Annotated in this window: 13 protein-coding genes and 3 pseudogenes; 3 read left to right on the top strand and 13 right to left on the bottom strand. The window is 69.2% G+C overall.

The features are described 5' to 3' along the window. A pseudogene (locus G5C65_RS38640) lies at nucleotides 1-350 on the bottom strand (hypothetical protein); the annotation flags it as partial. A 127-nt stretch (nucleotides 351-477) separates the two neighbouring features. Beyond that, nucleotides 478-1,224, bottom strand: coding sequence for a phosphotransferase family protein (locus tag G5C65_RS20890; protein WP_165300417.1), 747 nt, complete (start codon nucleotides 1,222-1,224; stop codon nucleotides 478-480). Between the two features lie 903 nt (nucleotides 1,225-2,127). Between G5C65_RS20890 and G5C65_RS20885 the strand changes: the two genes are divergently transcribed. Continuing rightward, nucleotides 2,128-2,865 carry an SDR family oxidoreductase gene (locus tag G5C65_RS20885; protein WP_165300416.1) on the top strand — a complete coding sequence of 246 codons (738 nt, stop codon included), beginning with the start codon at nucleotides 2,128-2,130 and terminating at the stop codon, nucleotides 2,863-2,865. 32 nt (nucleotides 2,866-2,897) lie between these two features. Here G5C65_RS20885 and G5C65_RS20880 read toward each other — a convergent pair whose 3' ends face one another. From G5C65_RS20880 to G5C65_RS20870, 3 genes are all read right to left on the bottom strand, one after another. After that, nucleotides 2,898-3,833, bottom strand: a complete 936-nt coding sequence (locus G5C65_RS20880) for an FkbM family methyltransferase (protein WP_165300415.1) — start codon at nucleotides 3,831-3,833, stop codon at nucleotides 2,898-2,900. 37 nt (nucleotides 3,834-3,870) lie between these two features. Beyond that, nucleotides 3,871-4,572: an SDR family NAD(P)-dependent oxidoreductase gene (locus tag G5C65_RS20875; protein ID WP_165300414.1), complete on the bottom strand. Its 702-nt coding sequence runs from the start codon at nucleotides 4,570-4,572 to the stop codon at nucleotides 3,871-3,873. Between the two features lie 61 nt (nucleotides 4,573-4,633). Beyond that, complete coding sequence (locus tag G5C65_RS20870; protein WP_165300413.1) at nucleotides 4,634-5,263, bottom strand: HAD-IA family hydrolase; 630 nt, start codon at nucleotides 5,261-5,263, stop codon at nucleotides 4,634-4,636. Between the two features lie 505 nt (nucleotides 5,264-5,768). Between G5C65_RS20870 and G5C65_RS40800 the strand changes: the two are divergent. Both G5C65_RS40800 and G5C65_RS39405 read left to right on the top strand, forming a co-directional pair. After that, nucleotides 5,769-6,348: pseudogene (locus G5C65_RS40800) on the top strand (transposase family protein); the annotation flags it as partial. Continuing rightward, a pseudogene (locus G5C65_RS39405) lies at nucleotides 6,349-6,480 on the top strand (tyrosine-type recombinase/integrase); the annotation flags it as partial. Nucleotides 6,481-6,752: 272 nt separating this feature from the next. Here G5C65_RS39405 and G5C65_RS20860 read toward each other — a convergent pair. The 8 genes from G5C65_RS20860 to G5C65_RS20825 form a co-directional block, all read right to left on the bottom strand. Then, nucleotides 6,753-7,418 (bottom strand): class I SAM-dependent methyltransferase, encoded by a 666-nt coding sequence (locus G5C65_RS20860; RefSeq protein WP_165300411.1) that lies wholly within the window; start codon nucleotides 7,416-7,418, stop codon nucleotides 6,753-6,755. 77 nt (nucleotides 7,419-7,495) lie between these two features. Continuing rightward, nucleotides 7,496-8,014 carry a hypothetical protein gene (locus G5C65_RS20855; RefSeq protein WP_165300410.1) on the bottom strand — a complete coding sequence of 173 codons (519 nt, stop codon included), beginning with the start codon at nucleotides 8,012-8,014 and terminating at the stop codon, nucleotides 7,496-7,498. Between the two features lie 201 nt (nucleotides 8,015-8,215). Continuing rightward, complete coding sequence (locus G5C65_RS20850) at nucleotides 8,216-8,410, bottom strand: hypothetical protein (RefSeq protein WP_165300409.1); 195 nt, start codon at nucleotides 8,408-8,410, stop codon at nucleotides 8,216-8,218. Further along, nucleotides 8,407-8,742, bottom strand: a complete 336-nt coding sequence (locus tag G5C65_RS20845) for a hypothetical protein (RefSeq protein ID WP_165300408.1) — start codon at nucleotides 8,740-8,742, stop codon at nucleotides 8,407-8,409. The genes G5C65_RS20850 and G5C65_RS20845 overlap by 4 nt, the downstream gene beginning before the upstream one ends. 115 nt (nucleotides 8,743-8,857) lie before the next feature. Next, nucleotides 8,858-9,178, bottom strand: coding sequence for a hypothetical protein (locus G5C65_RS20840; protein ID WP_165300407.1), 321 nt, complete (start codon nucleotides 9,176-9,178; stop codon nucleotides 8,858-8,860). Between the two features lie 39 nt (nucleotides 9,179-9,217). Further along, nucleotides 9,218-10,471, bottom strand: a complete 1,254-nt coding sequence (locus G5C65_RS20835; RefSeq protein WP_165300406.1) for a helix-turn-helix domain-containing protein — start codon at nucleotides 10,469-10,471, stop codon at nucleotides 9,218-9,220. Between the two features lie 139 nt (nucleotides 10,472-10,610). Then, nucleotides 10,611-10,784 carry a hypothetical protein gene (locus tag G5C65_RS20830; RefSeq protein WP_165300405.1) on the bottom strand — a complete coding sequence of 58 codons (174 nt, stop codon included), beginning with the start codon at nucleotides 10,782-10,784 and terminating at the stop codon, nucleotides 10,611-10,613. A 37-nt stretch (nucleotides 10,785-10,821) separates the two neighbouring features. Continuing rightward, nucleotides 10,822-11,103, bottom strand: coding sequence for a hypothetical protein (locus G5C65_RS20825; protein ID WP_165300404.1), 282 nt, complete (start codon nucleotides 11,101-11,103; stop codon nucleotides 10,822-10,824). Nucleotides 11,104-11,345: the final 242 nt, after the last annotated feature.

Genomic DNA, 11,345 nt, shown 5'->3' with positions numbered 1-11,345 from the left:
GAGCGGGGCGGGGCGGAGCGGGGCGAGTGGATCGCCGAGGTGGAGGTGACAGAAAGTGACCGGAGCGGCCGGTGCATCATGCGCACGGTGGTGCGGGCGAACGCATCGACGGCCGCCGGATCGGCACCGGTCCATGCGGGGCCGCAGCGGGCCGTCCATTCTTCCGCCTGGCCGGGATCGTGTCCGGCGGAGACGAGCTGCACCACGAACATGGCCGGTGCGGTGCATGCCGGCCCTCGGGCGGGCCACGCCCAGGCCACGACCCAAGGCATACACCAGCGCATCCCGGTCAGCAGCGGCTTGTCGTCGGGGTCGGCCAGCCCGCCACCGGCGCCCGTCCGCCCAGCCACTGCGCCGCCCCCGGTATCTGCACGCCGACCGCGGCTATGACCACGGAGTCAGGGCAGATGATGCGCCCCAGGAGAGGGCTTGCTCGATGCGTCAGAGCGCACTCGTGGCGGTCGGGCCCACGCCGCCTCACATCCGGGATCTCAGCACGTCGACCTCACAGCCCGGCGCGAACGCGTCGAAGCCGTGCTCGACCAGCCAGCGAACCCCCAGCAGGCTTCGCAACGACCACCACGCTCGGATCACGTCGACGTCGACATCGGTGCCATAACCGGCGATGACGTCGCCGAGGTGCTCCTCGTGTCCGAGCGTGAAGGTAGCGAGGTCGAACAGGGCATCACCCGGGCCCGCTTCGGACCAGTCGATGATGCCGGTGACCTCGTCGCCGTCGACGAAGACGTGCTCGATCTGCAGGTCGCCGTGCGTGAACACCGGAGTCCACGGCCGGATCGCGGCCTCGGCGACCTGGCGGTTGCGGGTGACCAGGTCGGTGGGCAGGACGCCGTTCGTCACGAGCAACTCGCACTCGCCGTCGAGTTCCGCCGCCAACTCGTCGGGATCCCGGCGGCGCCGGCCGGGCCAGGGCGGCAACGGCGCCTCGTGCAACTTCCGGATGGCGGCACCCGCCGCGGCCCACGCCGCCGGGGACGCGGTCGACGGCTCACCGAGGCGGCCGAGCGCTGTCCCCGGGAGTGCGGCGATCGCGAGCACGGGCGGCTTGCGCCACAGGACCTCCGGAGTGGGGACCGGCGCGAGGGACATCGCCTCGACCTCGACGTCGATGCGCGCCTGATCGGCGTCCGCCTTCAGGAACAGGTCGCCGACGCGCAGGGTCGCGCGCTCGGAATGGGCGACGACGACTTTGACCTCATCCATGGGCGACCAGTATCCCGGGGATGATCGCCGACGTCGCCGGGTTTATCGCGTGCGACTGCGCGGCTGCGCGGCTGACCGCGTCCCGCGACCCCGCGCCCTCGTGCACGACACCGCCCGCTGACCAGGTCGAGCCCACCACTCTCGTCAGGACCCCTGCGAGGCTATGCCGGCGAAGGCGAGGAAGTGCTCGGCCTTGCGTGCGTAGCGGCGGACGCTTCACTCCGTCGCGGCATAACCCGCCGGGACAACACCCACAACTCCCGGTAGGACACAGCGTCGGCCAACGAGAGCTTGCCGCTCGGATCGGCTTCCGGAACTGGAGTTCGCTGAGCAGGCAGTCCGCTCGCTGACAGCGGAGGTCCTTGAACGCTCGGAGCTCCTGGCCGGCTGGACGGTGGAACGGTGTGAAGTCGAACTCCACCCCGGCCTTGCCAAGGAGAGCCTGGAGCGGTCGCACTCACCACGCGCTTCACCGAGAGCAGCTCCGAGCAACTGGGCTGTAGGGGACGACGTCGTCATCTCCCGGCTGTCGGTACTCGGCCTCAGCCGGGAGCGCACCCCCTCCCGAAGGTCAGGGGCGTCCCGCGTAGATCCAGTCGGTCCGGTTGCTCGGCAACGGCTGCTACTCGATGGGGTGACCTTCCCCGTGTCCTCGAATCTTCTCCGTGGGCGCAGGGGTAGCCATGTCCGCGGTCATCCGATCGGCGCGGTGCCCACTATCGCGACTGTCCCTGCCGCCGGAGCCGGGCTGTATCGGTATCGCGGACGGCCGATGCCCCCAGCATCGGCGGACTGCCGCGAGGTGCGGCCCACGCGTCCGCGTCGGACGACACTCCTGGAGTGCTGAAACCGGCGTCGAATCTTCCCTGCACCATCGCCGGCCCCTTGGGAAAGGTCATACCAGTGCGTTTCGAAGACCATTCTGTTGCTGTGACAGGAGCGAGCGGTGGCATCGGCCTGGGAATTTGCCGGATGCTCGCTCAAGAAGGGGCGACTGTGTTCGCCCTGGATCGGATTCCTCCTGCGGAAGATACCGGAGGCGCCCGGTACATCAACGTGGAGATGACGGAGGAGGAATCCGTCATCGCTGCCACGGAGCGGGTGTACTCCCTCGCGGACGGACCTGTTGACCTGGTGAACTGTGCCGGGGTCGCGCAGGAGGACCTGCCCGGCGAGGAGACGTCGGCCGAAGTGTTCGATCACGTGATGTCGGTGAATCTCAGGGGGCTGTTCCTGGCCTCGCGGGAATTCGGGCGGCGCCTTCTCGAACACGGCCACGGGCGTATCGTGAACATCGCCTCGATGTCGGGAAACTGGGTGGTGAACGTCCCGCAGCGGCAGGCGGTCTACAACACCTCGAAGGCCGCCGTGGTGGGGCTGACGCGCTCGCTGGCTGCCGAGTGGGGGCCACGCGGCGTCACCGTGAACGCGGTGTCCCCCGGATACACACAGACGCCGATGCTGACCCGCGTAGGGGAGCAGAAGGAGGGGTGGCTGGAAGAGTGGCAGCGGATGAACGTCGTGAACCGTTTCGGCCGCGTGGACGAGATCGCTGCCGCCGTGCTGTATCTGCTGGGACCGGAGTCGGCCTACTGCTGCGGTACGGAACTCCTCATCGACGGCGGGTACTCCCTGCGCTGACGACCACACCGCCAGGCCCGTCAGGACGCCCTTCAGGCTCGGGCGTACAGCTCCAGGGGGTTGGGGCTGTCGGGCTCGGCGCGGCGTGCGGGGATCTGCCGGAACCCCGCTTCGGCGAGGGTGCGCCGGACGACCGCGCCGTCGATGTACTTGTCGTGGATCTCCACGACGATCCGGTCGACCTTGGCCATCCACGGCTGGGGGCGGGCGAACGTGTCGGCCTCGCCGCCCTCGGTGTCGACCTTCAGGAGGTCGACGTGCTCGATTCCGTTCTGTTCGAGGAGGTCGTCCATGGTGATGGCATCGACGGTGATGCTGGGCCGCTCCATGGTGTTCTCCAGGCGGTACGGCCGTGACCTGCGCAGGTCCGCGACGGCGTCGACGGAGGTGCAGTTGCACCACATGCCGCTCACCGCGAATGCGAGGCGGCCTCGCTCACCTGCCAGGGCGTTGGGGACAATCGTCCAGGGGGTGTCGGAGAGGGCGGCGTTGCGGCGCAGCACCGCGAGGTTCTCGGGGATGGGTTCGGCGACGACCAGGGTGCTGGGCCGGTAGCGGGCGGCCAGGTAGGCGGCGGACAGGCCGGTATTGCCGCCGAGGTCGATGACCGTGTCGAGGCGGTCGACCGGCGCGCAGGCGTACATGCAGTCGAGTTCGTAGAACCGCTGGAGGAAGACCTGCCACAGGATGAGCAGGTCGCTCTGGTTCTCGCGTACACAGACATGCGCCGGTCCGCGGGGCGTCTCCAGGGTCATGACGCGCTGGTGTTCGCTGTCCAGAGGCGTGCGGGCCGCGCCGATGTGGGCGCGGAGCATCCAGTACGGCAGGGACAGCTTGTTCACGCCCTGGCCGTAGCGGGCGCCCAGGGCCAGGTTCGTCAGGCAGCCCAGCGTCTCGCGGACGGCGATGCGTCCGAGGCTGACGTTCTGAGTGCGGTCGGTGTCAGTCCTCAGATAGTCGAGACCCATCACATCTCTTCTCTTCGCCCCCGGAGGCGTCCCGGGGTCATGCCAGTACGTAGCGCAGAAGCCGTTGGGCGACGTAGGAGGGGGCGGGCAGGCCGGCGTCGCCGGACAGCGCGCGGTACGTGTCCCGCTGGGGGAAGTAGGCGGCGTCGGGGACGCTGCCGAGCTGGTCGAGCATGCGTGTGGGCATGATTCCAGGGTTGAGGCAGTGCACTTCCCAGCGCCGATCCGCGCGCATCTGCTCGGCCAGCGCGGCGAAGTACATCTCCGCTCCGGCCTTGGTGGTGCAGTAGGCGGCCAGCCCTCCGATCACGCGGCGGGCGGCGCCGGAGGAGACGTACAGCACGCGCACGCGCGCGGGGCCGGTCTGCTCGACGGCGGCCGTGAAGGTGTCGGTGAGCGCCATAGGAGCCAGGAGGTTGACCCGCAGGGCGGATTCCAACTGGTCCGGGTCGAGGTGGCCGATCGCTCCGAACGGGTCGAGGAAGCCTGCGTTGTGGATGAGCACCGCGTCGTCCGCTCCTGCCAGGAAGTCAGCAAGGTCCGAGGCAGAAGGCAACTGGGACAGGTCATTGAGGTCGGCGTGGTGGAGCACCACCTGGCCGCCGTGCTGGGCCTGAGTGAACTGGCGGTCTGTGAACGAGCGTCCAATGGCGAAGAGCCGCGCCTGCTCCTCCTCCAGCGTCCTGAAGAAGGCTTCCCCCAGCCCCCGGGACACGCCGGTGATGACCACTCCTCGCATGCACTAAGAGTAGCATGACAAGCACTCTCTGTTGCGTGGTGGGGGTGGGGTGGCCCGCTGCCTACGGCCCGAGCCAAGAGGCGACCCAGGACACCAAGCCGCTGTCCGTAAGGTCGTCCACCCGAGGGCTCGTCGTCTCCACCTCTGTCGCCCCCACCACAACGGTCGGCAGTCCGGCGGCGTTCGCGGACCGTACGCCGACAGGAGAATCCTCGAACGCCAGGGTCGAGGGGGGCTCGACACCGAGGTGCCGGCACGCGGACAGATAGACGTCGGGGGCGGGTTTGGGGCGAGCCACCTCGTCGGTCGCGACCGTCGCATCGAACCTTCCGGCCAGTCCGATCGCCTCCAACGTGGCATCCAGCACGAGCCGCGGGGCGTTGCTGGCAACCGCCACCGGGACGGCACGCGCCGCCTGCGTGACGAGCGCGACCGCTCCCGGCATGGGGCGGACACTGTGGCTGAGCCGCTCCAGTCCATCAGCGAGGAGTTCGTTCTCGATCTCGCCCTCGCGCCCCGGTTCGCCGAAATGCCCCGCCATGATCGCCGCGATCTCCTGTGTCTGCCGCCCCAGCAGCGCGTCCCTCTCATCAGGGCCGAAATCCAGCCCTCGGCGCGTGTACTGCGCCGCCCGCGCCGCCGCCCACAGAGGCTCGCTGTCAGCCAGCAGCCCATCACAGTCGAACACCACGGCGGACGGCACCCGGACGCCCCGCGGGGACCACCCCCCGGAACCCGGGCCGCACTGGCCCGGCGCCCCCTCGACCCCGGCCCCGGCCGATCCGCCCGAGCCCCCGTGCTCCGCCCACACGTCAGTCCTGTCAGTCCTGTCAGTCACACACAGGCAACGATCCCTGGCGGCCGGTGGCACGGCAGTCGCCCCTGACGGGCGCTGTGCACCCCTCAGCGAGCCACGAGCAGGGGGTGATCGGGCGAACGTCTCAAGCCCGCGCGGCACGAACCCGCCTGGGTTCGCCGGAGTGGTGCCTTCTGGCTCCCGCGAACCAGGTCTGGCGGAACTGGCAGGCGCCCTCGGTTTCCCCGGGAGGACGCGTGGGAGTTGCCGGAGCCCAACGTCTTTCGGGCCGGGCCGTGTGAGTCGCCGAGGGTGCTCAGCCGATCCCGTACACGGTGACGGTCACGGAGCCGTCCTGGCCGGGGATGGTGTAGACGCCCGGACCCCGGTAGGGCACGAAGAGGCGTACCTGGCGAATGTATTGTTCGACGCGCACCGCGACGACCCGGAGTTCGGCTACCGCTTCCTCGCCGGCCAGGCCCGCATCGCCGGCCATGAGGCTTCGGACCGGACCGTGTGGCGGGTGTGCCGGGACAACGGCTGGTGGAGCGTCTTCGGCAAGAAGAGGAACGGCAAGAAGGGCAGGCCCGGGCCGCCTGTCCACGACGACCTCGTACAGCGGCATCTCGCGGCGGACGGGCCGGATGAGCTGAGGCTCACCGACATCACCGAACATCCCACCGCCGAAGGGAAGCTGTACCTCTGCGCGGTCAAGGACGCGTGGTCGCGGCGCATCGTGGGTTACTCGAAGAGCGGGTTGGTTCGGCCGGGGCCAATGCCGCTATGGAGGGTTTCTTCTCGCTGCAGCAGAAGAATGTCCCAACAGGCGCTCCTGGGCCACTCGCGAAGAGCTCCGCATCGCGATCGTGACCTGGATCGAGAGGACCTATCACCGACATAGGCGCCAGGCCGGCCTCGGCCGCCTGACTCCCATCGAATATGAAGTGATCATGAAGGATCACGTCGCTACCATGGCGTGATCCTCCGAGAAGGCGGCGCTGATCTACCAGCATTCGGACGATGAGCGGCAGCGGGAGGTCGCGGCAGGACTCGATGATGTCGTGCGCCGCGCCCGCCAGGCATCTGGCACGGATCTGGCACGCGCCGAGTGAGCATTCGAACAGCAAAGAACCCCCGGGCCCTGTGACCTGGGGGTTTCTGTCTGAGCGGGCGACGGGAATCGAACCCGCGCTCTGAGCTTGGGAAGACCTCACCCGCTCATGACAAGTTGCCTGGTCAGAGCTGCCTTCGGGCTCGTGACCTGCGCAAACACTGTAGTTGTCGGTGGCCTCGAATGGTCTCGTGTGGCCCCATGCTGCCCCTCCCCATCGCACGTCAATCGCACGCGGGTCGCATGAATGCGGCCCCCGTGAGCTGGTCTTTCTTATCGGGTGGCGCGTACCAGAAGGGTGCCGATGTGGCCCTCGGTGGGGGCGTCGAGCACGTACGCCGTGGCGTGGCTGAACCCGGCGTCGAGCAGGAACCGCTCCCACTGGTGAGGCTCGTAGCTGTAGCGGTAGGTGAAGCGGGCCGGGCCGGCGAAGCCGCCCTTGTACATGCCCTGCGGGCCGTAGGCGCCGGGGATGGCGGGGGGCTGGGAGAAGACGAACGTGCCACCCGGGTTCAGCACTCGGTGGACGAGGGGGAACAGGCGCCGGGGGTCGGTGAACCAGGCGGCGCCGAAGTTCGAGTAGACCGCGTCGAACGTCTCCCCGCAGCCGTCCAGGAAGCCGAGGACTTCGGCGCACTCGAAACGGGCCCCGGTCGTGCCCCAGGCGGCCCGGATGTTGCCCACCATCGCGGGAGACAGATCCACCCCGACCGCCTTGACGCCGTGCTGCGCGAGCCAGGCCACGGCGCGGCCGGTCCCGCAGCCGATTTCCAGTGCGCTGCCGGGGTCTCCGAGGAGTTCCGGCCCGGGACCGTGCCCTCGGTACTGGGTCCAGCGGAAGACGGGTTCCGCGTCGAAGACATCAGCGCGTACGTGCTCGGAGTTCGCGTAGGCGTCCCACACTTCGCGTTCGTGGTCGGTGTTGTGCTCGGCGGCCAACGGGAGTCCTTTGCTGATTCGGGACTTCTCCCCGCCCGGCGGAGGGAGCGGGCGAGGGAGAAGACGGTATCGCTGTTCTAGTGGCTGTCGGGGGCCTTGTCGTCGCACGGGGAGCAGTCCGCGCCGTCCATGGCCCACAGCTCTCCGTCAGCGTCGAAGCCGTTAGCGCGGATCACGTCGGCGGTGCGCAACACCGTTCCGTCGCGTCGGCGCTCGATCAGCGGGGCGTGGTGCTTGTAGCGGCCTCGGTTGTACGCCTCGCACAGCGCGAAGTAGACCGGGGAGTCCAGGATGAGCTGGTGGACGCCGATGTCCACGGTCTTGCCGACGCCGAGGTGTACATCGGGTCGTTCCATGGCGGTGAGCAGGTACATCACGGCGTTGCCGAGGATGCGTTCGGCCATGTCGCGCACCATGACGTGGTCCCGCATCAGCAGGCGGATCTCCCGCTCCCACAGGTCGCAGTCCGCCGATCCGGGGGATTCGAGCACGTTGTACGTGCACTCCCGGACGTGGGGCCGGACGGCGTTGAGGAGCGCCTTCGGGTCCCGCAGCGCGGTGTCGGGGATGGTGGTGTGTTCGAGTAGGTCTGTCATCCTCTTCTCCTCCTGTTGTCGGTGTTCGTGCGGTTGATCACGATCGCTGTGTGCGGCGCTGGATGACTTCATGGACCTGAGCCAGGACCAGCGCGCGGCGGGCTGCGGGGTCGCGGGCGAAGGTGCGGGCGCAGCCAGTGCACTGCGGCAAGCCCCTCACCCTGATGACCGCGCAGCTGCAAGCGATGCACCGCAGCGTCATCACGCCGAGGTGGCCTCGCCGGACGGCTGGTCCGGCACCGTGTCCGGTGCCGGGGCCCGGACGCTGGTGTGTGCGTCGGCACTGTCCGCTGCCAGCACACCCAGGAGCGCCAGGACAGCGCCGGAGCCAACCGCCCATAGCGCACCCAGCACTCCTGTGGGGCTCTGGCGCGGGATCGCATGCCTGCTGCTCATCTCCACTCACCTCTGTGAACGCCGTGTTCGGGTATCCCGGGACGCCGACGTCCCGCCTGTGCCGATCCCGGCGGTGGGCGGGTCGGCGCCGCCCCGTGAACGAGGAGCCTGCGGGCGAACGCGACGGACGACAGCCCAACCTTCCGCCGCTCCACCGCAGGTTGCCCGGCGGCCTTCTCGGCATCGGGGAGCAGCGCGGCGACGTCCGCACGCAGGCGGCCCAGCACCCACGCTCCGGCCTCCGCGCCCGGGTGGCGCTCGGCGAGGACCAGCGCCAGGTTCACGTCGCCGTGTACGGCCTCGCGCGACCGCACCCCGCCCCCGGCGCTCACCGTCGCTCCTGACGGGGCTTGCACGGGTCGGGTCCGGCGCAGCGGAGGCAGGAGGCACCAGCCCGCTGCGGCGGCGTCAGCCGCTCCACTTCGATCAAGGGGGTCTTGGGACCGTTCACCGGGGCCCACCCTTGCGTGCGTCGGGCGGGCGGGGCATGACCGCCTCTTCGAGGGTCAGGCTTATGTCGTCGGTGGTGTCCGGGTGCGGCCGGAGCGCCTCCAGCGGTGCGCTCCAGCCCCGGCCGCCGCCCTGCGGGCGCAACTGGTAGACGCTGGTGCCGGTGTCGTCAGGCAGTGCGACGACGACCCCCACGCTGTTGTCCCGCGTGTCCTGTGCGAGGTCGCCGCGCTGGGGAGTCCAGCCGAGTCCAGCGGCGGCGTCGGCCAGGGCTCGGCGGCGGTTGGTGTCCTGCGGGGTGCGGCGTCCATCCGTCATGTTGCTGACGGTAGGGACGCCGCTACGGCCGATTATGAATCAGGGGAATACGCGCTGGTCGTCCAGATGAAATCGGTTCGACATGCCCCTCAACTGCTCCCGTGTGGAGGCTCGTTCGGCATAGACGATCCGGCGCAGGGTCGCGCGGGCGATCGGGTGGTTCCGCACGAGCTGGGGGGCCAGACCTTCGGCCTTGCGCAGCTCCGTCAGGGCCGTGTGCCGGTCGCCGTTCCACAGCCATGCCCTGGCCATGTCCATGTGGTGGTTGCCTCGGCGGGAGTTGGGTAGCGCGTCGATCTGTGCTGGGTCTGCCTGGTCGTTCAGTTCGAGCGAGCGGACATGGTCCCCAGCCTCCAGGGCGGTCGCGATGCCGTGGATCGTCACGTTGCCAGCGCTGAAGGTGACCGATTGTCGGTCGAAGCCGGGCGGCCCGTCGTAACGGTCGATTCTGCGCGCCGTCTCGGCAGCCTGCTCGATGCGTGCGTTGGACTCGGGCACGTCGCCACCGCGAGCTGCCGAGACTGCCGCGCGCAGTTGCAGGATTCCCCACATGCGCAGAGCGAGCTGGTCATCCTGCTCGGCGTACTCCTCGATGGAGCCCAAGGCGCGGTTGGCCAGGACCATGGCGTCGTCCCAGTCGGCGGTTGCCCACATGTCCCAGATCCGCATGTAGTCGGCCACGGCGGGCATCAACGGGTCGCCGGACAGCCGAGCTGACCACATGGCCCGCTCGCACGCCAGGGCGATCAGCTCAGGGTGGCCCAGTGCGTGAGCCGCCGTGTGCGTCGCTTTGCAGCACACGGTGTAGACGGCGAACGCTTCCTCGCGCTCTCGGCCGGTGGAGACCTCGGCCAGAGCGCGCGCTTCCCGTAGGAGGTCTGGCATCTCCCGCAGGATCGCCGTGTTCGCGGCGGTGTCCCGCATCCGGTGCAGGCGCTTCACGCTGTCCCAGAGCTGGCCGCTCGGGCGCGGGGTGCCGTCGAAGACGGGCGTGAGATCGAAGCGGCGCAGCTCGCGCAGGATGGATGCCGCTGCGTCCTGCCACTGGTCCTCTGACACGTCGTGGACGTAGGGGCGGGCGATCAGGTCGTTGACGTGGCAGTGCAGCGCCGCTGCGATACGGCTGATCAGACTCGCGCGGTCCAGCTCGATGCGGCCGGACTCCACCTTCGACAGCCAGCCCTGGGATTTGCCGATCGCTGCGGCCAAGTCCGCCTGCGCCATGCCGATGATGAGGCGCTGACGCTTGATGCGCCTCCCGATCGCTTCCTGTTCTTCAAGATCGTGCGGCATACCCGGTCTCCAGCGCTCTGCTCGCGGATTCGCGGTCCACGGGAACCGTACCCGCGCAGCCTCGCGGGAGAATCGCTGCGAGCGGCCCGTTCCCCCGAGGGGACGGTCCGCTCGCGGTGCCGGGCAACCGGTCGGCAATTCACGATCGACTGTGACGGGTAAGGATCTCCTCCGCGTCCGTCACCGGCGGCTCCCCTGTACGGCGCGAAACCTCGGCGGCGATAGGAACGATCTGATGCAGGCGCTCCGCCTCGAAGTCGTCGGGCCGCTCCTCGAGGTCAACGGTGTCGCGAACGGTCAGCAGGGAGTTCAAGAGACCCAGGGCCGCCCGCACGCGGGTCTGCGGGGAGTCACATGACAGGGCGCCGCGCAGCGTCTGCACCGCGTCGCTTGTTCGTCGTCACATACGTCTCGACCCACTCCGCCGGCGTGATCTGGCCTGCCGTCGGGCCGTGCCAGTCGCCCTTGTCCAGGCGGGCGCGCACGTCGGCCAGCCAGGCGGACGCCTCGGTCTTGGTGCGGAACGTCCGGTCGGCGTTGCGGCGGGTTCCGTCCGGGGCGAGATACGACGCCTGAAAGCGGCCGGACGGCAGCTTGCGGATGAAGCCGAAGTCCCGGCGAGTGCGGCTCACGTGCTTCCTCCAGGTGGTGGCCGAGACCACCACAACCCAGCGCCCGCGCACATCCTGCTGGTGCGTACGCCGTGCCTCGCTGATGGAGCGTCGCGTGCGGCTGTCACACGCTCATCGCACGGCGGGCGCTGGCACGAAGAAAGCCGCTCCCCGTTCGACCGGGAAAGCGGCTCTGACCTGGAACTTTGTATGGAGCGGGCGACGGGAATCGAACCCGCGCTCTGAGCTTGGGAATCAGGGGG

Origin of the sequence: Streptomyces boncukensis, assembly GCF_011045075.1 — a bacterium.
Taxonomy (GTDB): Bacteria; Actinomycetota; Actinomycetes; order Streptomycetales; family Streptomycetaceae; genus Streptomyces; species Streptomyces boncukensis.
Note: the sequence above shows the minus strand (reverse complement) of the source record. Positions and strands in the feature narration are given on the sequence as shown.